At 65.3% G+C, this 23,991-nt stretch carries 19 protein-coding genes; 11 read left to right on the top strand and 8 right to left on the bottom strand.

All coding sequences use genetic code 11. The annotated features are described in order from the left end of the window. Window positions 1-106 precede the first annotated feature (106 nt). Window positions 107-400 (top strand): hypothetical protein, encoded by a 294-nt coding sequence (locus KH389_RS13765; RefSeq protein WP_054914585.1) that lies wholly within the window; start codon window positions 107-109, stop codon window positions 398-400. A 99-nt stretch (window positions 401-499) separates the two neighbouring features. Here the strand turns inward: KH389_RS13765 and KH389_RS13760 are convergent, their stop codons facing one another. From KH389_RS13760 to KH389_RS13735, 6 genes are all read right to left on the bottom strand, one after another. After that, window positions 500-1,288 carry an amino acid ABC transporter ATP-binding protein gene (locus tag KH389_RS13760; RefSeq protein ID WP_043861496.1) on the bottom strand — a complete coding sequence of 263 codons (789 nt, stop codon included), beginning with the start codon at window positions 1,286-1,288 and terminating at the stop codon, window positions 500-502. Window positions 1,289-1,307: 19 nt separating this feature from the next. Next, window positions 1,308-2,552: an NAD(P)/FAD-dependent oxidoreductase gene (locus tag KH389_RS13755; RefSeq protein WP_054914584.1), complete on the bottom strand. Its 1,245-nt coding sequence runs from the start codon at window positions 2,550-2,552 to the stop codon at window positions 1,308-1,310. Between the two features lie 24 nt (window positions 2,553-2,576). Next, complete coding sequence (locus KH389_RS13750) at window positions 2,577-3,287, bottom strand: ABC transporter permease (RefSeq protein ID WP_043861426.1); 711 nt, start codon at window positions 3,285-3,287, stop codon at window positions 2,577-2,579. Further along, window positions 3,284-4,003: an ABC transporter permease gene (locus tag KH389_RS13745; protein ID WP_043861427.1), complete on the bottom strand. Its 720-nt coding sequence runs from the start codon at window positions 4,001-4,003 to the stop codon at window positions 3,284-3,286. The genes KH389_RS13750 and KH389_RS13745 overlap by 4 nt, the downstream gene beginning before the upstream one ends. Window positions 4,004-4,112: 109 nt before the next feature. Further along, on the bottom strand, window positions 4,113-4,871 hold the full coding sequence (locus KH389_RS13740; protein ID WP_054914583.1) for an ABC transporter substrate-binding protein: 759 nt from the start codon (window positions 4,869-4,871) through the stop codon (window positions 4,113-4,115). A gap of 29 nt (window positions 4,872-4,900) precedes the next feature. Continuing rightward, window positions 4,901-5,770, bottom strand: coding sequence for a MurR/RpiR family transcriptional regulator (locus tag KH389_RS13735; RefSeq protein ID WP_043861429.1), 870 nt, complete (start codon window positions 5,768-5,770; stop codon window positions 4,901-4,903). A gap of 148 nt (window positions 5,771-5,918) precedes the next feature. Between KH389_RS13735 and KH389_RS13730 the strand changes: the two genes are divergently transcribed. From KH389_RS13730 to KH389_RS13690, 9 genes are all read left to right on the top strand, one after another. After that, entirely contained in the window at window positions 5,919-6,935 is a 1,017-nt protein-coding gene (locus KH389_RS13730; protein ID WP_213605672.1) for an Ldh family oxidoreductase, read from the top strand. Window positions 6,936-7,072: 137 nt separating this feature from the next. Continuing rightward, entirely contained in the window at window positions 7,073-8,275 is a 1,203-nt protein-coding gene (locus tag KH389_RS13725) for an amino acid aminotransferase (RefSeq protein WP_043861431.1), read from the top strand. 228 nt (window positions 8,276-8,503) lie between these two features. Then, window positions 8,504-9,781, top strand: a complete 1,278-nt coding sequence (locus KH389_RS13720; RefSeq protein WP_043861432.1) for a serine/threonine transporter — start codon at window positions 8,504-8,506, stop codon at window positions 9,779-9,781. A 152-nt stretch (window positions 9,782-9,933) separates the two neighbouring features. After that, the gene (tpx, locus tag KH389_RS13715) at window positions 9,934-10,434 is read left to right on the top strand and encodes a thiol peroxidase (RefSeq protein ID WP_043861433.1); all 501 of its coding nucleotides are present in this window, start codon (window positions 9,934-9,936) and stop codon (window positions 10,432-10,434) included. A gap of 256 nt (window positions 10,435-10,690) precedes the next feature. Next, entirely contained in the window at window positions 10,691-11,977 is a 1,287-nt protein-coding gene (locus KH389_RS13710; protein WP_078480367.1) for an MdtA/MuxA family multidrug efflux RND transporter periplasmic adaptor subunit, read from the top strand. Next, window positions 11,974-15,072 (top strand): MdtB/MuxB family multidrug efflux RND transporter permease subunit, encoded by a 3,099-nt coding sequence (locus KH389_RS13705; RefSeq protein ID WP_058540138.1) that lies wholly within the window; start codon window positions 11,974-11,976, stop codon window positions 15,070-15,072. The genes KH389_RS13710 and KH389_RS13705 overlap by 4 nt, the downstream gene beginning before the upstream one ends. After that, window positions 15,069-18,176 carry an efflux RND transporter permease subunit gene (locus tag KH389_RS13700; protein WP_213605671.1) on the top strand — a complete coding sequence of 1,036 codons (3,108 nt, stop codon included), beginning with the start codon at window positions 15,069-15,071 and terminating at the stop codon, window positions 18,174-18,176. Before KH389_RS13705 ends, KH389_RS13700 begins: the two co-directional genes overlap by 4 nt. Further along, complete coding sequence (locus KH389_RS13695) at window positions 18,173-19,675, top strand: efflux transporter outer membrane subunit (protein ID WP_116054217.1); 1,503 nt, start codon at window positions 18,173-18,175, stop codon at window positions 19,673-19,675. The genes KH389_RS13700 and KH389_RS13695 overlap by 4 nt, the downstream gene beginning before the upstream one ends. Window positions 19,676-19,904: 229 nt before the next feature. Next, entirely contained in the window at window positions 19,905-21,983 is a 2,079-nt protein-coding gene (locus KH389_RS13690; protein ID WP_058540139.1) for a putative bifunctional diguanylate cyclase/phosphodiesterase, read from the top strand. Between the two features lie 9 nt (window positions 21,984-21,992). Here KH389_RS13690 and KH389_RS13685 read toward each other — a convergent pair whose 3' ends face one another. Both KH389_RS13685 and KH389_RS13680 read right to left on the bottom strand, forming a co-directional pair. Beyond that, window positions 21,993-22,250 (bottom strand): DUF1652 domain-containing protein, encoded by a 258-nt coding sequence (locus KH389_RS13685; RefSeq protein ID WP_043861439.1) that lies wholly within the window; start codon window positions 22,248-22,250, stop codon window positions 21,993-21,995. 278 nt (window positions 22,251-22,528) lie between these two features. Then, window positions 22,529-23,176 carry a DUF1345 domain-containing protein gene (locus tag KH389_RS13680; protein ID WP_054914577.1) on the bottom strand — a complete coding sequence of 216 codons (648 nt, stop codon included), beginning with the start codon at window positions 23,174-23,176 and terminating at the stop codon, window positions 22,529-22,531. 81 nt (window positions 23,177-23,257) lie between these two features. Between KH389_RS13680 and KH389_RS13675 the strand changes: the two genes are divergently transcribed. Next, a complete protein-coding gene (locus KH389_RS13675) occupies window positions 23,258-23,929 on the top strand; it encodes a DUF3313 domain-containing protein (RefSeq protein ID WP_043861440.1) in 672 nt (223 codons plus the stop codon). Window positions 23,930-23,991 lie beyond the last annotated feature (62 nt).

Here is a 23,991-nt window from a genome sequence, read left to right as displayed (position 1 = left end):
CTGGCTGTCGTTGATCGGATCGAGACGTCTCGATGCCGCCGGTAGTGCCTGTAGTCGTAGTCGCAGCTGAGCCGTCACTCAATCAGCGCTGCGCAGGGGTATAGCCATGGACATCGTGAGTCTGGTCATTCAGGTCATCAGTGGTGTGGTAGGCGGCAATGCCGCCGGCATGAGCAAGCAGAGCATGGGGCCGTTGCTCAATTCGATCTTCGGCGGGGTGGGCGGGGTGATCGTGGGCCAGATACTGGCCGCGATCACCGGTGAGCCCGGGGCCGCCATGGGGGCTGGCGGGTCGCTGGACATGGCGGCGATCATCAGCAGCATCGTCGGCGGTGGTGCCGGCGGCGCGGTGCTGACGTTCGTGGCCGGGTTCATCAAGTCGAAGATGCAGGCGCGCTAGGCGTAGTACGTGGTGGGCCTTTCGCGGGGCAAACCCGCTCCCACAAGGCCGGCGTGAGCCCCTGTGGGAGCGGGCGTGACCCGCGAAAGGCCAGCGGCTTCAGTGCAGAATCTGCGCCAGGAAGCCCTTGGCCCGATCACTCTGCGGGTTGTTGAAGAACGCCTCGGGCGGGGCATCCTCGATGATCTGCCCGCCGTCCAGAAACAGCACGCGCTCGGCCACCTGTCGCGCAAAGCCCATTTCGTGTGTCACGCACAGCATGGTCATGCCGGTGTCGGCAAGCTTGACCAGCACATCCAGCACTTCGGCGACCATCTCCGGGTCCAGTGCCGAGGTCGGCTCGTCGAACAGCATGATCTTTGGCTTCATGCACAGCGCCCGGGCGATTGCCACGCGCTGCTGCTGCCCGCCCGACAGCTGGCTGGGATACTTGCCCGCCTGGCTCTCGATGCCCACCTTGTTCAGGTAGAACCGTGCCCGCTCCTCGGCCTCCTTGCGCGACAGGCCGCGCACGCTCATCGGCGCCAGGGTGCAGTTGTCGAGCACGCTCATGTGCGGGAACAGGTTGAAGTGCTGGAACACCATGCCGATCTCGCTGCGCACCTCGGCGGCCTGGCGCGTGGTCAGCGCCAGGTCGGTGTCGTTGACCAGCAGGGTGCCTTTTTCGGCGATCTCCAGGCGGTTGATGCAGCGGATCAGCGTCGACTTGCCCGAGCCGGACGGCCCGCACAGCACGATGCGCTCACCTTCACGCACCTTGAGGTCGACGTCGCGCAGTACGTGAAAGTCGCCATAGAACTTGTTCAGCCCGTCGATGCTCACCACGACCTTGCGCGGGTCGGGGTGCGTGTCGGGGCGTGCAGCGGCAAGGCTCAGTGGTGCGGTCATGTTGTTGTTCTCCGCGATCTCAGTGTTCGAAGCGGTCGGCGCCATAGGGCGTCGGGTCGGTAAAGGTGTTCTCGCCGGTAATCATTTCTGCCAGCAGGCGCCCGCATACCGGGCCCAGGGTGAGGCCGTGGTGGGCGTGGCCGAAGTTGAACCACAGGCCCTTGTGCCGCGGCGCCGGGCCGATCACCGGGCGCATGTCCGGCAGGCAGGGGCGTCGGCCCAGCCACGGCGCGTCCTGGGTGCGCTCGCCCAGCGGGAACAGCTGGCGGGCGATGGCTTCGCAGCGCTGCAACTGGACCTCGTTGGCCGCATCGTCGCTGGCGGCGAACTCGATGCCGGTGGTCAGGCGAATGCCCTGGGCCATCGGTGCCAGCACGAAGCCGCCCTGCACGTCGCACAGTGAATGCTTGAGCGCAGCACCGGCCTTGGCATGAAAATGTACGTGATAGCCGCGCTTGACCTCCAGCGGGATGTCGTAGCCCAGCGGGCGGAACAGCTCGCCGGCCTGCGGGCCCAGCGCGATCACCGCCTCCGGTGCAGTGACCGGGCCCTGGCGGGTGTCGACCTGCCATTCGCTGGCCACCTGACGCAGGGTGCGCGCATCGCCCTGGATGAACTGCCCGCCGCGCTTGACGAACAGCGCCGCGTAACCGCGGGTGAGGCCGCCGGGGTTGCTCACGGTCTTGGGGTCGAGCCAGTGGATGCCGCCCACGGCGTTGGCGCTCAGGTCCGGTTCGCGATCGTGCAACTGCTGCTTGTCGAGAATCTCGAACTGCAGGCCGTAGGGCTTGAGCGCCTGGGCATCGGCCACGGCCTGGGCCAGGGCAGGCTGGGTGCGGTACACCTCGATCCAGCCCTTGGCCTGCACCATGGCGCCCAGTTCTGCGGCCTCGATCAGTGCGTCGTGTTCCTCGACGCAGCGCTGCACCAGCGGCAGCATGGCGCGGGTGGCCTCGGCCAGGGGCGCCGGGGCAGAGTTCTTCCAGTACTGCAGCAACCAGGGCGCGGCCTTGGGCAGGTAGCTGAAGCTGTAGCGCACGTCGGGCTGGCGGTTGAGGCCGTAGCGCAGCAGCTTGGACAGCTCGCGCGGGAAGGCATAGGGGATCACGCTGGAGCGCTCGATCAGGCCGGCATTGCCGTGGCTGGTGCCGCTGCCCGGTTCGTCACGGTCGATCAGGATCACCTTGCGCCCGCGTGCTTGCAGGTGCAGGGCCGTGGAAACACCGACGATACCGGCGCCCAGAACGATGGTTTGGCAATGCATGAAAAAATCCTCTACGGCTACGGTTCAGCGCAGGTGGCGGCCCAGTCGGGCTTCTATGTGTTTGAGGCTGCGGCGCACGATCTCCACGATCAGCAGGTAGAGCACCGCGGCCCACAGGTAGATCTGGAAGTCGAAACTGCGCGAGAAGGCCAGCTTGGTCACGCCCATCAGGTCGTAGATGGTCACCAGCGAGGCGATTGCACTGGCCTTGATCATCAGAATCAGCTCGTTGCCCAGCGGACCGATGGCCACGATCAGCGACTGCGGCAGGATCACCTTGAAGAAGGTCGTCGAGCGCTTCAGGCTCAGTGCCCTGGCCGCCTCGTATTGCCCGGGGGCCACGGCCATCAGGCTGCCGCGAAAGATCTCGGCCTGGTAGGCGGCGGTGTTCAGGGTGAAGGCCAGCAGGGTGCAGTACCAGGCTTCGCGGAAGAACCACCACATGCCGACGTCCTGCCAGAAGCTCTTGAGCGAGCCCAGCCCGTAGTACAGCAGAAACAGCTGCGCCAGCAGCGGCGAGCCCCGGAAGAAGTAGATGTAGCCGGCGCTCAGGCGTTGCAGCAGCACGTTGTTAGACAGCCGCGCCAGCGCCAGCAGCAGGCCCAGCAGGGCGCCCAGGGTGAAGGAGATGGCCACCAGTTTGCCGGTGACCAGCAGCCCGTCGATAAAGCGCGGGCCGTAGCGTTCGAGCAGGTCGGGGTCGACGAAGAACGCCAGCAGGGCATCGAGATTCATGTGCGTGCACTCCGCAGGTGACGGCTGGTGTGGCGTTCGATATAGGCGAAGACCCGGCCCGACAGCGCCGAGAACAGCAGGTAGCCCAGGCAGGCCACGGTGTAGAAGAACATCGGCTCCTTGGTCACGCTGACGGCCAGGTTGGTCTGGCGCATCAGGTCGACCAGCGAGATGGTCGACACCAGCGAGGTGTCCTTGAGCAGCGACAGCCAGTTGTTCGACAGGCCCGGCAGGGCGATGCGTACCAGCTGCGGGAACACCACCTTGCGGAAGGTGGTGGTTTTGCTCAGGCCCAGCGCGGCCGAGGCCTCGTACTGGCCCTTGGGAATGGTCTTGAACGCGCCCAGCCAGATTTCACTGGAAAACGCGGCGAACACCAGGCTGAAGGCGATCATGGCGGCGAGGAAGGTATTGATCATTACCTCGCCCTCGTAGCCCATGGCGGTGAGGATCTTCTGCGCGGCGATCTGGCAGCCGTAATAGATGATCAGCAGCGTGAGCAGTTCGGGCAGGCCGCGAAATACCGTGGAGAACACGGTGGCCCAGGCGCGCGGAAAGCGTTTTTTCGAGCGGGCGGCCAGCGCCACGCCCAGGCCCAGCGGCAGGCCGATGGGCAGGCAGGCCAGGGCCAGGGAAATGGTCACCAGGGCGCCGGCCAGCAGGGCCTGGCCCCAGCCGCCGCTGGCGAAGGATAACAGGGACAGTTGTTCGATCATGCGCGAACCCTCGGCAAGACAACAGGGCCTCTTCGCCGGCAAGCCGGCTCCCACAGGGTCGCGGTTGACGCAAAACCCTGTGGGAGCTGGCTTGCCAGCGAATGCGGTCTTACTGGTAGATATCGAAGTCGAAGTATTTGCTGGAGATCTTCTGGTAAGTCCCGTTGGCGACGATCTCGTCCAGGGCCTTGTTCAGGCGCTCGCGCAGCGCCTCGTCTTCCTTGCGCACGGCGATAGAGGCATCGGCGGTGGTGCCCTTGACGTCACCCAGGATCTTGCAGCAGTCCTTGCCTGCCTTGCCCAGCCATTCGAGCAGCGGGAACTTGTCGGCAATCACCCCGTCCAGGCGCCCGGCGGCGAGGTCCGCGTTGGCTTCGTCCAGGGTCGGGTACAGCTTGACGTCGGCACCGGCCTTGCCATACACGTCTTCGGCGTAGATCGCCTGGGTGGAGGAGGACTGCGCGCCCACCGTGTAGCCCTTGAAGTCGGTCTGCGCGTCGGTGATCTCGCTGTCCTTGGGCACTGCGACCGACAGCGGCGTCTTGTAGTAGTGGTTGGTGAAGGCGATTTTCTTGCGGCGCTCTTCGGTGTTGATCATCGAGGCCACCACGGCGTCGTACTTCTTGGCCATCAGCGCCGGGATGATGCCTTCCCAGTCCTGGGCCACCACGGTGCACTCGACTTTCATCTGTTCGCACAGGGCCTTGGCGATGTCCACGTCAAAGCCGTGCAGCTGGTTCTTGGAGTCGACGTAGTTGAACGGCGGGTAGGCGCCTTCGGTGGCGATCTTCAGGGTTTCGGCCTGGGCCGAGGTGATGCCGGCGAACAGCAGCGCGCATGCGCCTGCAAAGCGGAGGACGGGTTTCATAAAACACCTCGTGGTTGATTGCACTCTTGCTATTGTTTGCTCGTTGACGTGTAGCCAACGAATTCGTTGTGTAGAGCGGCAGTTGCTTCCAAGCGTTTTTCAACATCCGGCCCGAGCTTCTTGCAGACCTCGTTGACCATCAGGTGTACCCACGACAGCATCGTCGCGGTGGACTCCCAGAACAGATTGAATTCGGTGGGGATGCGAAACACCTCGTCGGCGTTGGCATCGGCCCAGTCACAGAAGGTGTCGGTAACCAGTGTTACCGGGATGCCCGCTTCGCGTGCCTTGCGACACAGCACCAGGGCGTGGCGCGAGTAGCGGCGCGCCTCGAACACCACCAGCGCGCAGTCGTGCGAGGCGCTGAGCAGCACTTCGCCGAAGTGCCCGGCGCTGCCGTCCACCACCTGCACGCCATCGCGCAGGTATTGCAGCAGGTGGCTCATGCACTGGGCGATACCGCGCTCGGTCTGGAACCCGGCAATGAATACCCGGCGCCGTTCGGCCAGGCGCCGGGCCACGGTGTGCCAGGCCTCGGTGCGGCTGTACTCGTAGACCCGCACCAGGGCGGCGACCTCCAGCTCGAGGCTGCGCGCGCGGTCGATGTCGTCCTTGCCCTGTTGTTGGCGAAATTCTTGCAACCGATCACCGACCAGCCATGGGCCATCGCCCAGGTCGTCCTTGAGATCGTGCTTGAGGGCCTTGAGGTGTTCGTAGCCGAGCGAGCGGCAGAAACGCCCGACACTCGATTCGCTGACGCCGATTTTTGCCGCCAGGCTGGCCGAGGTCTCGAACGGCAGGTCGGTGAAATGGGCGAGCATGTACGTGGCGATCTTGCGACCCGAGGCCGCCGCATGTTGCAGGCTGTTTTCCAGGCGTTGCTTGATCGGTTGGCTCACGGACGATTCTCGACGGCGGTTGCGCTGGGAATAGAAAATGAATGTTTTCTGTCATCAAGTCAACATTTGACAGTTTGCTGTCAATCGGAGGAAAGTCCGCTATCGCTCACTGCTGTCGCCCATACCAATTCCAACAAGGGAGCTTCAGATGTCCGCAGCTGTTCACCACTTGCCCCAGGCCGACCTCGAGCGCCTGTTGCAGCAGATTTTCGTGCGCCACGGCACCAGCGAATCGGTTGCCCGCACGCTGGCCGCCAACTGCGCCAGCGCCCAGCGCGACGGCGCCCATAGCCACGGGGTATTCCGGATTCCCGCCTATGTGTCGACCCTGGCCAGTGGCTGGGTCAACGGCACGGCGGTGCCCCAGGTGCAGGACGTGGCCAGCGGCTACGTACGGGTCGATGCCGGGGGCGGTTTTGCCCAGCCGGCGCTTGAGGCGGCGCGGGCGCTGCTGGTGGAAAAGGCCCGCAGTGCCGGCATTGCGGTGCTGGCGATACACAACTCGCATCACTTCGCGGCCCTGTGGCCGGATGTCGAGCCCTTTGCCGAAGAAAGCCTGGTGGCCCTGAGCGTGGTCAACAGCATGACCTGCGTGGTGCCGCACGGCGCGCGCAAGCCACTGTTCGGTACCAACCCCATCGCGTTCGCCGCACCCTGTGCCGGGCATGCGCCGATCGTGTTCGACATGGCCACCAGCGCCATCGCCCATGGTGACGTGCAGATTGCCGCGCGCAAGGGCGAGCAGTTGCCCGAAGGCATGGGCGTGGACCGCGACGGGCAGCCGACCTGCGATCCGCAGGCGATTCTCGACGGCGGTGCCTTGCTGCCCTTTGGCGGGCACAAGGGCTCGGCGCTGTCGATGATGGTCGAGTTGCTGGCCGCGGCGCTGACCGGCGGCAACTTCTCGTTCGAGTTCGACTGGTCGCAGCACCCGGGCGCCAAGACCCCGTGGACCGGGCAACTGGTGATCGTGATCGACCCGACCAAGGCCGAAGGCAGCCGTTTTGCCGAGCGCAGCCGTGAACTGGTGGAACAGATGCAGGCGGTAGGCCTGACCCGCATGCCCGGCGAGCGGCGCTTGCGTGAGCGCGAGGCGTCGGCGCGGGACGGGGTGAGCGTGACGGCGCAGGAGTTCGAGCAGTTGCAGGTGTTGGCCAAGGGGTGACCCGCGGCCTTTTCGCCGGCGGATGCATGCGCAGCTGCACTGATCAGTTGCATCCAGGGTCATGTCACAAATCGGCGGCTACAGGTATCCTCGGCAGCGTCTTTCACGATTTGCCCAGACCCAAGGAGCTGCACGCTGTGTTCAAACATGTCGATGCCTATGCCGGCGATCCGATTCTCTCCCTGATGGAGACCTTCAAGGCCGATCCGCGTGCCAACAAGGTCAACCTGAGCATCGGCCTGTATTACGACGCCGCCGGTGTGGTGCCACAGCTGGCGGCAGTGGGCGAGGCGGAAAAACGCCTGGCCGACCAGCCCCACGAAGCCTCGCTGTACCTGCCGATGGAAGGCCTGGGCAGCTACCGCCAGGCGATCCAGGCGCTGCTGTTCGGCGCCGATCACCCGGCCGTGGGTGGCGCACGTGTGGCCACCGTGCAGACCGTGGGCGGCTCGGGTGCGCTGAAGGTCGGTGCCGACTTCCTCAAGCGCTATTTCGCCGACTCGCAGGTATGGGTCAGCGACCCGACCTGGGACAACCACCGCGCGATCTTCGAAGGCGCCGGGTTCAAGGTCAACACCTACCCGTACTTCGACCCGGCCACCCGTGGCCTGGACTTCGACGGCATGCTCGCCACCCTGCAGACCCTGCCGGCCAACAGCATCGTGCTGCTGCACCCGTGCTGCCACAACCCGACCGGGGTCGACCTGAACCAGGCGCAATGGCAGCAGGTGATCGAGGTGGTCAAGGCGCGCGAGCTGATTCCGTTCCTCGATATCGCCTACCAGGGCTTCGGTGAAGGCCTGGACGCCGACGCCTACGCCATTCGCGAGTTTGCCCGCGCCGGCGTGCCGTGCCTGGTCAGCAACTCGTTCTCCAAGATCTTCTCGCTGTATGGCGAGCGGGTTGGCGGCCTGTCGGTGGTCTGTGACGACAGCGCCACCGCGCAGAGCGTGCTGGGCCAGCTCAAGGCGACCGTGCGCCGCAACTACTCCAGCCCGCCCAACTTCGGTGCGCAACTGGTTGCGACGGTGCTTGGCGATGCCGGCCTGAATGCCCAGTGGCAGGCTGAAGTGGAGGGGATGCGCCTGCGTATCCTGGACATGCGCCAGGCGCTGGTGGATGCACTGGCGGTGCTGCTGCCGGGTCAGAACTTCGACTTCTTCCTGAGCCAGCGCGGCATGTTCAGCTACACCGGCTTCAGCGTGGAGCAGGTACGCCGGCTGCGTGACGAGTTCGGCGTGTACCTGATCGACAGCGGCCGGGTGTGCATGTCGGGCGTGCGCCCGGACAACCTGCAGCAGGTGGCCGAGGCGTTCGCGGCGGTGCACAAGACCGCATAACGGCCAGTTGCGGCTCAAGCCCGCTCCCACACGTACAGTGATGGCCTTGTGGGGGCGGGCTTGACCGGCGCTGCGCTGCCGGCAGGTGCAACCACTCCTCGGCAAGGGCTTTGCAAGTGCAACCAAAGCGCGCACAATCGCGCCCCTCTTTTACAGCTGGGGTGCGCCGATGCGTCTGTTTGGCCACTCCCAGCGATGTTGCAGTCTTGCGAGCGGAGTTGCACCCGGATGAATGAGCAGGCCCCGAGCGTTGATCAACGCTTCGAATCGACCCCCGCCGCCCTAGGTAGCTGGGCCCGGCAGGACACCACCTGGATGCTGGGCCTGTTCGGTACCGCCATCGGTGCCGGCACGCTGTTCCTGCCAATCAACGCCGGCCTCGGCGGCTTCTGGCCGCTGCTGATCCTCGCGCTGCTGGCCTTCCCGATGACCTACTACGCACACCGTGGCCTGACCCGCTTCGTGCTCTCGGGGCGTGACGGTGCCGACATCACCGAAGTGGTGGAGGAGCATTTCGGCCTCAGCGCCGGCGCCTGCATCACCTTGCTGTACTTCCTGGCCATCTTCCCCATCCTGCTGATCTACAGCGTGGCCCTGACCAACACGGTCAGCAGCTTCATGGAGCATCAACTGCACATGGCGCCGCCGCCGCGGGTGCTGCTGTCGTTCGTGCTGATCCTGGGCCTGCTGGTCATCGTGCGCTGCGGCGAGCAGGCCACCGTCAAGGTCATGAGCCTGCTGGTGTACCCCTTCATCGTGGCCCTGGCATTGCTGGCGGTGTTCCTGATACCGCACTGGAACGGCGGCATCCTCACGACCGCCACCGAGCTGCCATCGGGGTCGGCATTCGTGCACACCCTGTGGCTGGCGATTCCGGTGATGGTGTTCTCGTTCAACCACTCGCCGATCATTTCGGCCTTTGCCGTGGACCAGAAACGCCGCTACGGCGAGCACGCCGACGAGCGCAGCGGGCAGATCCTGCGGCGCGCGCACCTGTTGATGGTGGCGATGGTGATGTTCTTCGTGTTCAGCTGCGTGCTCACCCTGAACCCGGCGCAACTGGCCGAGGCCAAGGCGCAGAACCTGTCGATCCTGTCGTACCTGGCCAACCACTTCAGCAACCCGACCATCGAGTTCGCTGCACCGCTGATTGCCTTCATCGCCATCGCCAAGTCGTTCCTGGGCCACTACATCGGTGCCAGCGAAGGCCTCAAGGGCCTGGTGCTCAAGACGGGCAAGCGGCCGGGTGCCAAGGCCCTGGACCGGTTCACCGCAGCCTTCATGCTGGTGATCTGCTGGGTGGTGGCCACGCTCAACCCCAGCATCCTGAGCATGATCGAGTCGTTCGGCGGCCCGGTGATCGCGGCGATCCTGTTCCTGATGCCGATGTACGCCATCCGCCGCGTGCCGGCGATGCGCAAGTACAGTGGCGCGCTGTCCAACGTGTTCGTGGTCGTGGTGGGCCTGGTGGCCATCAGCGCCATCGTCTACTCGCTGGTCGGCTGAGGCCGGGGGCGGGCAGGGGTGCACACCCTTGCTCGCTCTTTGTCCACAAAAACTCTCTGGATATTCAACAATTTATCGCTGCCCCATAGGTGTCGGGGCACTTTCATGCTTAACTCTGGTCCTTTACTCACCCCCGCATAAGGACTTCTTTCATGGCTCAAGTGACTCTCAAAGGCAACCCGGTTCAGGTCAACGGCGAACTGCCGAAAGTCGGTGCCCAGGCACCTGCGTTTTCCCTGGTGGCGGGCGACCTGTCCGACGTGACCCTGGCTTCCTTCGCCGGCAAGCGTAAAGTGCTGAACATCTTCCCGAGCGTCGACACCCCGACCTGCGCCACCTCGGTGCGCCAGTTCAACGCCAAGGCCAACGAACTGGCCAACACCGTGGTACTGTGCATCTCGGCCGACCTGCCGTTCGCCCAGGCACGCTTCTGCGGCGCCGAAGGCCTGGAGAATGTCAAGAACCTGTCCACCCTGCGTGGTGCCGAATTCATCCAGAACTACGGCGTGGCCATCGCCGACGGCCCGCTCAAGGGCCTGACTGCCCGTGCAGTCGTGGTACTGGACGAAAACGACAAGGTGCTGCACGCCGAACTGGTCAAGGAAATCGCCGAAGAGCCGAACTACGACGCGGCGCTGGCGGTACTGAAGTAACGCATTCAGGCACCGCGAGTTTTCATGCACCGCATGGATGCCTTCGCTGGCAAGCCAGCTCCCACAGGGGGGCGGTGCTGAAATAGAAAGGTTATTTGAAAAAAGTTGTAACGGCCTGGCCTTAGCCCAGGCCGTTTTTATTTATAGTTCAGCACTTTGCCAACGTCAGCTCTAGGTAAATAGCCGGTAAAGGCGCTTTGCTAAAACCGCTCTACTGCTTATCGTTCAGCCTCCTCAAGAGAAGTCTTTCCGCACAATGGCCGATCAACCGATGCAAACCGCCCGTCCTCGTCACTCCCGTCGCTGGCTGCTGAGCCTGCTGGTCCTGCTGCTGATTGCCGGCCTGTGCTGGGTATTCTGGCCTTCATCGCCGGCGACCAAGGCCCCGGGCGCAGGCAAGCCGGGGGGCGGGCGGCCAGGTTTCGGCGCGTTCGGCGGGCCGGTACCGGTGCGTGTGGCGCCGGCCACCGTGGGCGACTTCCCGCTGTACTACAAGGCCCTGGGCACCGTGACCGCGACCAACACGGTCAACGTGCGCAGCCGCGTGGGCGGCGAGCTGGTCAAGATCAACTTCAAGGAAGGCCAGCGGGTCAAGGCCGGCGACCTGCTGGCAGAGATCGACCCGCGCAGCTACCAGATCGCCCTGCAGCAGGCCGAAGGCACCCTGGCACAGAACCAGGCGCAGCTGAAAAACGCCCAGATCGACCTTGAGCGCTACAAGGGCCTGTTCGCCGAAGACAGCATCGCCAAGCAGACCCTCGATACCCAGGCCGCGCTGGTAGCCCAGTACCAGGGCACCATCAAGACCAACCAGGCGGCGGTGGGCGATGCCAGGCTCAACCTCGACTTCACCAGGATTCGTGCCCCCATCAGCGGGCGCCTGGGCCTGCGCCAGCTGGACGTCGGCAACCTGGTGGCGGCCAACGACACCACGGCACTGGTGGTGATCACCCAGACCCAGCCGATCACCGTGGTCTTCACCCTGCCGGAAACCGAGCTGAGCACCGTGCTGTCGCGCTACCGCAGCGGAGCCCAGCTGCCGGTGCAGGCGTGGGACCGCGGCGACACCCAGCAGCTCTCGGTGGGCGTGCTGAGCAGCCTGGACAACCAGATCGACACCACCACCGGCACCCTGAAGTTCAAGGCCGGGTTCGAAAACCAGGATGAAATGCTGTTCCCCAACCAGTTCGTCAACGTGCGCCTGCTGGCCGATACCTTGAAGGATGTGGTGCTGGCGCCATCGGCCGCGATGCAGTTCGGCACCAACGGCACCTTCGCCTACGTGATGGACGGCGACAACAAGGTGACCATCCGCAGCCTCAAGCTCGGCGCCAGCGACGGCGACCTCACGGTGGTCAAGGAAGGCCTGGCCAAAGGCGAGCGCGTGGTGCTCGAAGGCACCGACCGCCTGCGTGACGGCAGCGAGGTAGAAGTGGTCAACGACAGCAGCGACGTGCCCGCCACCCCAGGCCAGCACCTGCAGGGCCAGGACAAGAAAGACCTCTCGGCCACGCCGGGCGAGCAGGGCAAGGCTGGCGCATGAACCTTTCGCGGCTGTTCATCCTGCGCCCGGTCGCCACCACGCTGAGCATGCTTGCCATCGTGCTGGCCGGCCTGATCGCCTACACGTTGCTGCCCGTGGCGGCCTTGCCCCAGGTCGATTACCCGACCATCCGGGTCATTACCCTGTACCCCGGTGCCAGCCCGCAGGTGATGACCAGCGCGGTCACCGCGCCGCTGGAGCGCCAGTTCGGGCAGATGCCCGGGCTTACCCAGATGGCCTCGACCAGTTCGGGCGGTGCCTCGGTACTGACCCTGCGCTTCAGCCTCGAAATGAACATGGACGTCGCCGAGCAGCAGGTGCAGGCGGCGATCAACGCGGCCAGCAACCTGTTGCCCAGCGACCTGCCGGCGCCGCCGGTGTACAACAAGGTCAACCCGGCCGATACCCCGGTACTGACCCTGGCCATCACCAGCAAGACCATGCTGCTGCCCAAGCTCAACGACCTGGTCGACACGCGCATGGCGCAGAAGATCGCACAGATCAGCGGTGTGGGCATGGTCAGCATCGCCGGTGGCCAGCGCCAGGCGGTACGCATCAAGGTCAACCCTGACGCGCTGGCCTCGGCCGGGCTGAACCTGGCCGACGTGCGCACCCTGATCGGCGCCTCCAACGTCAACCAGCCCAAGGGCAACTTCGACGGCCCCACGCGGGTCTCGATGCTCGACGCCAACGACCAGCTGCGCTCCCCCGAGGAATACGCCAACCTGATCCTGGCCTACAAGAACGGTGCGCCGCTGCGCCTGAAGGACGTTGCCGAGATAGTCGACGGCGCCGAGAACGAGCGCCTGGCGGCCTGGGCCAACCAGAGCCAGGCAGTGCTGCTGAACATCCAGCGCCAGCCTGGGGCCAACGTCATCGAGGTGGTCGACCGGATCAAGGCGCTGCTGCCGTCGATCACCGACAACCTGCCGGCAGGGCTGGACGTGGTGGTGCTCACCGACCGCACCCAGACCATCCGTGCTTCGGTCAAGGATGTGCAGCACGAGCTGCTGATCGCCATCGTGCTGGTGGTGCTGGTGACCTTCCTGTTCCTGCGCCGGGCCAGCGCCACCCTCATCCCGTCGATCGCCGTGCCACTGTCGCTGATCGGCACCTTCGGCGTGATGTACCTGGCCGGGTTCTCGATCAACAACCTCACGCTGATGGCCCTGACCATCGCCACCGGCTTCGTGGTGGACGATGCCATCGTGATGCTGGAGAACATCTCGCGGCATATCGAGGAGGGCGAGACGCCGATGCAGGCCGCGCTAAAGGGCGCCCGGCAGATCGGCTTCACCCTGATCTCGCTGACCTTCTCGCTGATCGCGGTACTGATCCCGCTGCTGTTCATGGCCGACGTGGTGGGGCGGTTGTTCCGCGAGTTCGCCATCACCCTGGCGGTGGCGATCCTGATCTCACTGGTGGTGTCGCTGACCCTCACGCCGATGATGTGCGCGCGCCTGCTCAAGCGCGAGCCCAGGGAAGAGGAACAGGGGCGCTTCTACCGCGCCAGCGGTGCCTGGATCGACTGGATGATCGCCCACTATGGTCGCGGCCTGCAGTGGGTGCTGCGCCACCAGCCGCTGACCCTGCTGGTGGCGGTGGCGACCCTGGGCCTGACCGTGCTGCTGTACCTGGCGGTGCCCAAGGGCTTTTTCCCGGTACAGGACACCGGGGTGATCCAGGGTATTTCCGAAGCCCCGCAGTCGATCTCGTTCGCCGCCATGAGCCAGCGCCAGCAGGAGCTGAGCGCGGTGATCCTGCAGGACCCGGCCGTGCAGAGCCTGTCGTCGTACATCGGCGTCGACGGCGACAACGCCACGCTCAACAGCGGCCGGTTGCTGATCAACCTCAAGCCCCACGGCGAGCGCGACATCACTGCCTCGCAGGTCATCACCCGTTTGCAACCGCAACTGGACAAGCTGGTGGGCATTCGCCTGTTCATGCAGCCGGTGCAGGACCTGAGCATCGAAGACCGCGTCAGCCGCACCCAGTACCAGTTCAGCCTGTCGTCGCCGGATGCCGACCTGCTCGCGCAGTGGAGCGGCAAGCTGGTGGATGCGTTGCATGATCGCCCCGAGCTGACCGATGTGGCCAGCGACCTGCAGGACAAGGGCCTGCAGGTGTTTCTGGTGATCGACCGCGACGCCGCCAGCCGTCTGGGCATCAACGTGTCGGAAATCACCAACGCGCTGTACGACGCCTTCGGCCAGCGCCAGATCTCCACCATCTATACCCAGGCCAGCCAGTACCGCGTGGTGCTGCAGGCCGCTGCGGCGGCCGACCTTGGGCCCAGGGTGCTCGACCAGATCTACGTCAAGACCACCGATGGCGCGCAGGTGCGCCTGTCGAGCCTGGCCCATGTGGAGCAGCGCCAGGCGCAACTGGCCATTGCCCACATCGGCCAGTTCCCGGCGGTGATGATGTCGTTCAACCTGGCCGAAGGCGTGTCGCTGGGCGAGGGCGTCAAGGTCATCGAACAGGTGCAGCAGCAGATCGGCATGCCGCTGGGCGTGCAGACCCGCTTCCAGGGCGCGGCCGAAGCCTTCCAGGCGTCGCTGTCGAGCACCCTGCTGCTGATTCTGGCGGCGGTGGTGACCATGTACATCGTGCTCGGCGTGCTCTACGAGAGCTACATCCACCCGGTGACCATCCTTTCGACCCTGCCCTCGGCTGCAGTGGGCGCGCTGCTGGCCTTGATGATCAGTGGCAACGACCTGGGCATGATCGCGATCATCGGCATCATCCTGCTGATCGGTATCGTCAAGAAGAACGCGATCATGATGATCGACTTTGCCCTGGAGGCCGAACGCAACCAGGGCATGGACCCGCAGACGGCGATCTACCAGGCGGCGCTGCTGCGCTTCCGGCCGATCCTGATGACCACCCTGGCGGCGCTGTTCGGGGCCATCCCGCTGATGCTCGCCACCGGCTCGGGCGCCGAGCTGCGCCAGCCGCTGGGGCTGGTGATGGTGGGCGGGCTGCTGGTGAGCCAGGTGCTGACGCTGTTCACCACGCCGGTGATCTACCTGTACTTCGACCGCCTGGCGCGTCGCTGGCGCCGTCAGCCTGACCCGCAACAGGCCGACGCATGAACCTCTCCGGCCCGTTTATCCGTCGCCCGGTGGCGACCATGCTGCTGAGCCTGGCCATCATGCTGCTGGGCGGGGTCAGCTTCGGCCTGCTGCCGGTGGCGCCGCTGCCGCAGATGGACTTCCCGGTGATAGTAGTGTCGGCCAGCCTGCCCGGGGCCAGCCCCGAGGTGATGGCCTCCACCGTGGCAACCCCGCTGGAACGCTCGCTGGGCAGCATCGCCGGGGTCAACACCCTGACCAGCCGCTCCAGCCAGGGCTCCACGCGGGTGATCCTGGGCTTCGACATGGGGCGCGACATCGATGGCGCCGCACGCGAGGTGCAGGCGGCCATCAATGCCACGCGCAACCTGCTGCCCAGCGGCATGAAGAGCATGCCCACCTACAACAAGTTCAACCCGGCCCAGGCACCGATCATGGTGCTGTCGCTGACCTCCGATGTGCTGCAGAAGGGCCAGCTCTACGACCTGGCCTCCACCATCCTGTCCCAGAGCCTGTCCCAGGTGCCGGGTGTGGGCGAGGTGCAGATCGGCGGCAGCTCGCTGCCGGCGGTGCGCATCGAGCTGGAGCCGCAACTGCTCAACCAGTACGGCGTGAGCCTGGACGATGTGCGCCAGACCATCGCCAACGCCAACGTGCGCCGGCCCAAGGGCTTCATCGAGGACACCCAGCGCAGCTGGCAGGTACAGGCCAACGATCAACTGGAGAAAGCCAAGGACTACGGCCCGCTGGTGATTCGCTACCAGGACGGCTCGGTGCTGCGCCTGAGCCACGTGGCCAAGGTCACCGATGGCGTGGAGAACCGCTACAACAGCGGCTTCTTCAACGACAAGGACGCGGTGCTGCTGGTGATCAACCGCCAGACCGGCGCCAACATCATCAAGACCATCGAGAGCATCAAGGAGCAGTTGCCGGCGTTGCAGGACCTGATGCCGGCCAGCGTGCAACTGAACGTGGCCATGGACCGCTCGCCGGTGATCAAGGCCACCCTCAAGGAGGCCGAACACACGCTGCTGATCGCGGTGGCGCTGGTGATCCTGGTGGTGTTCCTGTTCCTGGGCAACCTGCGCGCCTCGCTGATCCCGACCCTGGCGGTGCCGGTGTCGCTGGTGGGCACCTTCGCGGTGATGTACCTGTGCGGGTTCTCGCTCAACAACCTGTCGCTGATGGCGCTGATTCTCGCCACCGGGCTGGTGGTGGACGACGCCATCGTGGTGCTGGAGAACATCTCGCGGCATATCGACGAAGGCGTCGCGCCGCTGGCCGCGGCCTTCCTCGGTGCCAAGGAGGTGGGCTTCACGCTGCTGGCGATGAACGCCTCGCTGGTGGCGGTGTTCGTCTCGATCCTGTTCATGGGCGGCATCGTCGAGTCGTTGTTCCGCGAGTTCTCCATCACCCTGGCGGCGGCCATCCTGGTGTCGCTGGTGGTGTCGCTGACGCTCACGCCGATGCTCTGCGCGCGCTGGCTCAAACCTCACGCCCCCGGCGAGCAGACCCGCCTGCAGCGCTGGAGCGAGCGTCTCAACCAGCGCATGATGGCCGGCTACGACCGCAGCCTGGGCTGGGCGCTGCGCCATCGCCGCCTGACCCTGCTGAGCCTGCTGGTGACCATCGTGGTCAACGTGGCGCTGTACGTGGTGGTGCCCAAGACCCTGATGCCGCAGCAGGACACCGGCCAGCTGATGGGCTTTGTGCGGGGTGACGACGGGCTGTCGTTCGCGGTGATGCAGCCGAAGATGGAAATCTACCGGCGCGCCTTGCTCAAGGACCCGGCCGTGCAGAGCGTGGCCGGTTTCATCGGCGGCAACAGCGGCATCAACAACGCCATGGTGCTGGTGCGCCTCAAGCCGATCAAGGAGCGCAAGGAGTCGGCGCAGAAGATCATCGAGCGCCTGCGCAAGGAGATGCCCAAGGTACCCGGCGGGCGGCTGTTCCTGATGGCCGACCAGGACCTGCAGTTTGGCGGTGGCCGCGAGCAGAGCAGCTCGCAGTTTCTCTACACCCTGCAAAGTGGCGAGCTGACGGCGTTGCGCGAGTGGTACCCGAAGGTGGTAGCGGCGTTCAAGGCGCTGCCGGAGCTGACGGCCATCGACGCCCGCGAAGGCAGCGGCACCCAGCAGGTGACCCTGGTGGTCGATCGCGAGCAGGCCAAGCGCCTGGGCATCGACATGAACATGGTCACCGCCGTGCTCAACAACGCCTACAGCCAGCGCCAGATCTCGACCATCTACGACAGCCTCAACCAGTACCAGGTGGTGATGGAGGTCAACCCCAAGTATGCGCAGGACCCGCGCACCCTGGAGCAGGTACAGGTGATCACCGCCGACGGCGCGCGCGTGCCGCTGTCGACCTTTGCCCATTACGAGAACAGCCTGGCCGAGGACCGTGTCAGCCACGAGGGGCAGTTCGCCTCCGAGGACATCTCGTTCGACCTCGCAGAAGGCGTCAGCCAGGACGTGGCGCTGGCCGCGGTGGAGCGCGCGGTGGCCAAGGTCGGCCTGCCCGAGGACGTGATCGCCAAGCTTGGCGGTACCGGCGATGCCTTCACCAAGAGCCAGGAGGGCCAGCCCTGGATGATCCTCGGCGCCTTGCTGGCGGTGTACCTGGTGCTGGGGATTCTGTATGAAAGCTACATTCACCCGCTGACCATCCTCTCGACCCTGCCATCGGCCGGGGTAGGGGCGCTGCTGACGCTGTACGTGGTCGGCAGCGAGTTCAGTCTGATCTCGCTGCTGGGGCTGTTCCTGCTGATCGGGGTGGTGAAGAAGAACGCGATTCTGATGATCGACCTGGCCCTGCAGCTGGAGCGCCATGAAGGGCTCAGCCCGCAGGAGTCGATTCGTCGGGCCTGCCTGCTGCGTCTGCGGCCGATCCTGATGACCACCCTGGCGGCGATCCTGGGCGCCTTGCCGTTGCTGCTGAGCACCGCCGAGGGCGCCGAGATGCGCCAGCCGCTGGGCCTGACCATCATTGGCGGGCTGGTGTTCAGCCAGATCCTCACGCTTTACACCACCCCGGTGGTCTACCTCTATCTGGACCGCTCGCGCCATCGCTTCAATCACTGGCGCGGCGTGCGTACCGACGCTGCTTTGGAAACCCCGCTATGACCCGACCTGCCGATGTTTGTCCACCTTCCCTGCAGCGCGTGCTGGCGGCCCGTGGTTCGCGCCTGCTGACCTCGGCCCTGTGCCTGGCGATGCTCAGCGCCTGTACCCTGAGCCCCGACTACCACCGGCCGCAGGCGCCGGAGCCGGTGGCGTTCAAGTACGCTGAGGGCTGGACACAGGCCAACCCGTCCGACGCCCTGGCGCGCGGGGCCTGGTGGGAGCTGTACGGCGATGCGCAGCTCAACGGTCTGGTCGAGCAGCTCAATGCCAACAACCAGACGGTGGCCCAGTACGAGGCGCAATACCGCCAGGCCCAGACCCTGGTGCGCAGCGCCCGGGCTTCGCTGTTTCCCAGCCTCGACCTGAGCGCCGGCAAGACCCGCTCCAGCCAGGGCACCGGCAGCAGCAGTTCGAGCCTGAGCAACAACAGCAGCGGTATCCGCGACACGTACAGCGCCCAGCTGGGCGTGAGCTGGGAAGCCGACCTGTGGGGCAAGCTGCGTGAGGGCCTGAACGCCAACGAGGCAAGTGCCGAGGCGAGCCTGGCGGACCTGGCGGCGATACGCCTGAGCCTGCAGTCGGAGCTGGTGCAGAACTACCTGCAGCTGCGTGTGATCGACGAGCAGAAGCGCCTGCTCGAGGCCACGCTGGCGGCCTATCAGCGTTCGCTGACCATGACCCAGAACCAGTACCGCGCCGGGGTTTCGGGCAAGGACGCGGTGGCCCAGGCACAGACCCAGCTCAAGAGCACCCAGGCCGACCTGATCGACCTGATCTGGCAGCGGGCGCAGTTCGAGAATGCGATTGCCGTGCTGATGGGCAAGGCGCCGGCCGAATTTGCCCTGGCGCCGAGCACCACCATACCGGCCTTGCCGCAGATCCCGCTGGCGCTGCCGTCGCAGCTGCTGGAGCGCCGCCCCGACATTGCCTCGGCCGAGCGCAAGGTGATGGCGGCCAACGCCAATATCGGCGTGGCGCGGGCGGCGTACTTCCCGGACCTGACCCTGAGCATGAGCGGTGGCTACAGCAGTAGCAGCTTCAGCGACTGGATCAGCTTGCCGAACCGATTCTGGTCGGTGGGGCCGCAGTTGGCCGTGACCCTGTTCGATGCCGGCAAGCGCTCGGCCGAGGTCGACCGTACCAAGGCCGTGTACGACCAGACTGTGGCGCAGTACCGTCAGAGCGTGCTGGATGGCTTCCAAGAGGTGGAAAACTACCTGGTGCAGCTGAAGGTGTATGCCGATGAGGCGCAGGTGCGCGATGAGGCGCTGGCGTCGGCGCGCGAGTCGCTGCGCCTGACCGAGAACCAGTACAAGGCGGGCCTGATCGGGTATCTGGACGTGGTGAACGTGCAGACCACCGCGTTGAGCAATGAACGCAGCGTGCTGAACCTGCTGCAGGGCAGGCTGGTGGCCAGCGTGCAGTTGATTGCGGCGTTGGGGGGCGGCTGGGAGGCAGCCAGCCTTGCTGCTGAAGAGCGTACCGCGACCGACAGGTAGTGTGCGTCGAGGCGTTCGCCGGCAAGGCCGGCGCCTACAGGCCGCGGTGTGATTGTAGGGGCCAGCCTTGCTGGCGAAGGCCGCGACGCGGTTCCAAAGCCTGATGGCCATTCGCCAAAAACATCCCGCCATCCCTCGGAAACTCCGTGCGTTTCGCTAAAGGTTGAGTACAATCATCGGTTTTTCACCGGGCCGGGACAGCGCCCGTCAACCGGGCCTTGGAACCTTCATGCTCAACGGTAGTTATTCCTCCTCGCTGGTCCTGATTTCGCTGTGCGTGGCGATTCTGGCGTCCTACACGGCGCTGGACCTGACCGGGCGCATCGCCACCGCCAAGGGCCGTGCCGCGTACCTGTGGATGGTCGGCGGTGCTCTGGCCCTGGGCACCGGGATCTGGTCGATGCACTTCATCGGCATGCTTGCCTTCAGCCTGCCCATCGAGCTGGGCTACGACCTGAGCCTCACCGCGCTGTCGCTGGTGATCTCGGTGCTTTCGTCGGGCTTCGCACTGTGGCTGGTGAGCCAGCCGAGCCTGCCGGGCCGCGTGCTGGCGCTGGGGGCGCTGATCATGGGTGCGGGCATCAGCAGCATGCATTACACCGGCATGGCCGCCATGCAGATGCAACCGGGCATCGACTACGACCCGCTGCTGTTCGCCGCCTCGCTGTTGATTGCAGTAGGCGCGTCGGTGGCCGCACTGTGGATCGCCTTCCGCCTGCGCCGCAATACCCCGTATGTACGCCAGATTCGCGGCGGCGCCGCCGTGGTGATGGGCATTGCCATCGTCGGCATGCACTACACCGGCATGGCAGCGGCCAATTTTGCCGACGGCAGCTTCTGTGGCGCGCTGGACGGTGGGCTCAGCGGCAGTGGCCTGGACTACCTGGTGCTGATCACCACCCTGGCGGTGCTGGCGGTGGCGCTGCTGACCTCGGTGCTGGATGCACGCCTGGAGGCGCGCACTGCGGAGCTGGCGCAATCGCTGACCCTGGCCAACCAGGAGCTGACCCAGCTGGCGCTGCACGACACCCTCACCGGGCTGCCCAACCGCAGCCTGCTGACCGACCGTATCGAGCAGGCCATCGCCAAGGTGGCAGAGCAGGGCGGCTGCTTTGCGCTGATGTTCATCGACCTGGACGGGTTCAAGCCGGTCAACGACGCGTTCGGCCATCACACCGGCGACCAGTTGCTCAAGGAGGTGGCGATGCGCCTGCGTGGCCACCTGCACAGCCAGGACACCCTGGCGCGCATCGGCGGTGACGAATTCGTGCTGCTGGTGGAGCTGGACGAGCCTGAAGACGCGGTGGGGGTGGCCGCCAAGCAGGTCAACCTGGTGTCGCGCCCGTTCCGGGTGGCCGAGCAGAGCCTGCAGATCTCCGCCAGCGTCGGCATCGTGTTGTACCCCGGCAACGGCGCCGACCAGATGGAGCTGCTGCGCAATGCCGACGCGGCCATGTACCACGCCAAGAGCGCCGGCAAGAACGCCTACAGCTTTTTCGATGTGTCGATGAACAGCAACGCGCGCCTGCAGCTGCAGTTGCTGCAGGACCTGCGCATGGCGCTGGAGCAGCGCCAGTTGCGCCTGTTCTACCAGCCCAAGTTCGATGCGGTGGGGCGCCAGCCTATCGGTGCCGAGGCCCTGCTGCGCTGGGAGCACCCGCAGCACGGCATGTTGCTGCCCGATCGCTTCATCCAGCTGGCGGAAAAAACCGGGTTGATCATCCCCATCGGCGAGTGGGTGCTGGACGAGGCCTGCCGCCAGATGCGCAGCTGGATGGACCAGGGCTATGAAAACTGGCGGGTTGCAGTGAACCTTTCGGCCATCCAGTTCTGCCATGCCGGGCTGGTTGACAGCGTGGCGTCGGCCTTGCAGCGTCATCGCCTGCCGGCCAACAGCCTGACCCTGGAGATCACCGAAACCACCGCCATGCACGACGCCGATGCGAGCCTGATGGTGTTGCAGCGCCTGTCGGACATGGGCGTGGACCTGTCCATCGACGATTTCGGTACCGGCTACTCAAGCCTGATGTACTTGAAGCGCCTGCCGGCCAACGAGCTGAAGATCGACCGTGGCTTCGTGCGCGACCTGGAGCAGGACAGCGACGATGCCGCGATCGTGTCGGCCATCGTGGCGCTGGGGCAGGCACTGGGGTTGAGGATTGTTGCCGAAGGGGTGGAAACCGACCGCCAGCAGGACTTCCTGACCCGTCTGGGGTGTGATTCGTTGCAAGGGTACCTGCTCGGTCAGCCGCTGCCGGCCGAGCGTTTCATGGCTGATATCGAGAGACTGGCGGTGGGGCAGGCCTGAGCGCCAGCGTCAGGCCGAGCGCAGCGCACACGAGGGCTGGAACGCTTCAAGCTCGTCTTCCACCGCTTCGATGATGCGCTCCACATCCGACGCCGCCATCAGTGTGGCGCACGGAATGCCGGCAATCGCCAGCAGGGTTTCGCCGGTGGCGCGGTCGAACACGCGCGCCACCATGCTGCGCGGTGCATCCATGCTGGCTTCAAAGCCCAGGGGATGGAAGTGCCAGCGCATCATCTGGCAGGCGTTGGGAAACGTGAGCTTGTTCATGCCGGCCTCCTTTTACAGCTGACCCCGATTCGCTGAGCATGCCTGTACCCGGGACACGCTGCCCAGGGAAGGCCAAGACCCTAACCATAGCACCGATGCGGCCGCTGTCCGCCGCTTGTTTGCGCCCCGTTGCAGGATGTTTGACCTGCGTCACAATGGCTTTTTGCTATGTGTGGGTTGCGCAAGCGTTTGCGTGGTCCGCATTGCGGCGGGTGAGGCTGTCATGGCCGCTGAAGCGGGCAGGGTGGGGCCACGGGTATTTCAGACCAGCGGCGGGCTCAGCTGAGCAGGCCGGCGGCGATGTTGATGGTGAAACCCAGAATCGCGGTGTTGAACACGAAACCGATCACCGAGTGGGCCAGCACCACGCGGCGCAGTTCACGCCCGGCGACGCCCACATCGGAGGTTTGCACTGCGACGCTGAGGGTGAACGAGAAGTAGTGGAAGTCCCAGTAATCGGGGTTGCGCTCCTCGTCTGGAAAGCGCAGCAGCGGCTGCTTGGCGGTGCTGGTGTAGAACAGGCGCGCATAGTGCAGGCTGAAGATGGTGCCGATCAGCAGCCACGAGCCGGCCACGGTGAGGCCGGTGTACAGGTAGTGCAGGGCCTGGGTGCTGCCGGTCAGGCCCTTGCTGCTGGCCAGTTGCAGGGTGACTGCGGCAAGGCTGGCGATGGCCGCGATACTCACGGTAAACAGCACCAGCCCGGCATTTTCGTCCTCGATGCAGGCCACCTTGCGCACCTGGCCCGGTTTTGCCCGCAGGGTCAGCCAGAACACCAGCAGCAGGTACAGCCAGACCCCGAGGTTCCAGCCCGCCAGGATGTGTTGCACCAGGTTGTCTGCCGGGATGAACACGCCGCCCAGGCAGCCGACCAGTGCGGCGGCGCTCAGGCGCGGGTGGGTATGGGCCAGTTTGTGGAATGCCATGTTGCCTCACGTCGATGGATGCACCGCCAACTGTAGCCTATACCTAGGAAGCCTTTCTTCAGGCGCCACTGGAGCGACCGCATGAAACACGCATTGATCATCGGCACCCTGTGCCTGGCCGGGCTGGGCCTGGCCGGTTGTTCGAGCAGCACCGTGCAGCCCGACGAGTACTCCGGGTTCCTCAAGGACTACAGCCGTCTCAAGCAGACCACCTCGCCCTCCGGTGCCACGGTGATGCGCTGGATCGACCCGAACCTCAAGCTCGACCGCTACACCAGCGTATACATCGAGCCCAGCCAGCTGTATCCCAAGCCGCAACCTACCGCGCGGATTCCGCAGAGCACCCTGCAAGGCATCACCCACTACTACGACCAGGCGCTCAAGCGCGAGCTGGGCAAGTCGTTGCCGCTGGCCACCGGCCCTGGCCCGGGAGTGATCGTGGTACGCCCGGCGATCACGGCCGTCAGCAGCAAGACCGAGGGCCTGAAGGCATACGAAGTGATTCCGGTGGCGCTGGTGGCGGCAGCGGTGAGCACGGCCTCGGGCATCCGCGACCAGGAAACCGATATCGCCACCGAGGCGCAGTTTCTGGATGGCGGCAACAACAAGGTGCTCGCCCAGGTGGTGCGCAAGGGCAGTGGCAAGCCGCTGGAAAACGACAGCCAGGTGATGAAGGCCGACGATGTGAAGGCAGTGCTCGATGGCTGGGCGTCCGACCTGCACCAGTCCTACCTCAAGCTCAAGGGCCATTGAGCCCTGTGCCAGGCCATTCGGGGAGCCCCGCAATGGCCTGGCAGCGTGTTGGCCGGTCTGCC

It is taken from the genome of Pseudomonas qingdaonensis, from assembly GCF_018398475.1.
GTDB classification, from domain to species: Bacteria; Pseudomonadota; Gammaproteobacteria; order Pseudomonadales; family Pseudomonadaceae; genus Aquipseudomonas; species Aquipseudomonas palmensis.
The sequence above is the reverse complement of the archived record's forward strand: the minus strand, read 5'-3'. Positions and strand labels throughout refer to the sequence as shown.

Excerpts from the sequence above, each read along its gene's own strand:
- KH389_RS13765 (WP_054914585.1), top strand. The coding sequence starts at position 107 with ATGGACATCGTGAGTCTGGTCATTCAGGTCATCAGTGGTGTGGTAGGC.
- KH389_RS13760 (WP_043861496.1), bottom strand. The coding sequence starts at position 1,288 with ATGACCGCACCACTGAGCCTTGCCGCTGCACGCCCCGACACGCACCCC.
- KH389_RS13755 (WP_054914584.1), bottom strand. The coding sequence starts at position 2,552 with ATGCATTGCCAAACCATCGTTCTGGGCGCCGGTATCGTCGGTGTTTCC.
- KH389_RS13750 (WP_043861426.1), bottom strand. The coding sequence starts at position 3,287 with ATGAATCTCGATGCCCTGCTGGCGTTCTTCGTCGACCCCGACCTGCTC.
- KH389_RS13745 (WP_043861427.1), bottom strand. The coding sequence starts at position 4,003 with ATGATCGAACAACTGTCCCTGTTATCCTTCGCCAGCGGCGGCTGGGGC.
- KH389_RS13740 (WP_054914583.1), bottom strand. The coding sequence starts at position 4,871 with ATGAAACCCGTCCTCCGCTTTGCAGGCGCATGCGCGCTGCTGTTCGCC.
- KH389_RS13730 (WP_213605672.1), top strand. The coding sequence starts at position 5,919 with ATGTCCGCAGCTGTTCACCACTTGCCCCAGGCCGACCTCGAGCGCCTG.
- KH389_RS13720 (WP_043861432.1), top strand. The coding sequence starts at position 8,504 with ATGAATGAGCAGGCCCCGAGCGTTGATCAACGCTTCGAATCGACCCCC.
- tpx (WP_043861433.1), top strand. The coding sequence starts at position 9,934 with ATGGCTCAAGTGACTCTCAAAGGCAACCCGGTTCAGGTCAACGGCGAA.
- KH389_RS13710 (WP_078480367.1), top strand. The coding sequence starts at position 10,691 with ATGGCCGATCAACCGATGCAAACCGCCCGTCCTCGTCACTCCCGTCGC.
- KH389_RS13705 (WP_058540138.1), top strand. The coding sequence starts at position 11,974 with ATGAACCTTTCGCGGCTGTTCATCCTGCGCCCGGTCGCCACCACGCTG.
- KH389_RS13700 (WP_213605671.1), top strand. The coding sequence starts at position 15,069 with ATGAACCTCTCCGGCCCGTTTATCCGTCGCCCGGTGGCGACCATGCTG.
- KH389_RS13695 (WP_116054217.1), top strand. The coding sequence starts at position 18,173 with ATGACCCGACCTGCCGATGTTTGTCCACCTTCCCTGCAGCGCGTGCTG.
- KH389_RS13690 (WP_058540139.1), top strand. The coding sequence starts at position 19,905 with ATGCTCAACGGTAGTTATTCCTCCTCGCTGGTCCTGATTTCGCTGTGC.
- KH389_RS13685 (WP_043861439.1), bottom strand. The coding sequence starts at position 22,250 with ATGAACAAGCTCACGTTTCCCAACGCCTGCCAGATGATGCGCTGGCAC.
- KH389_RS13680 (WP_054914577.1), bottom strand. The coding sequence starts at position 23,176 with ATGGCATTCCACAAACTGGCCCATACCCACCCGCGCCTGAGCGCCGCC.
- KH389_RS13675 (WP_043861440.1), top strand. The coding sequence starts at position 23,258 with ATGAAACACGCATTGATCATCGGCACCCTGTGCCTGGCCGGGCTGGGC.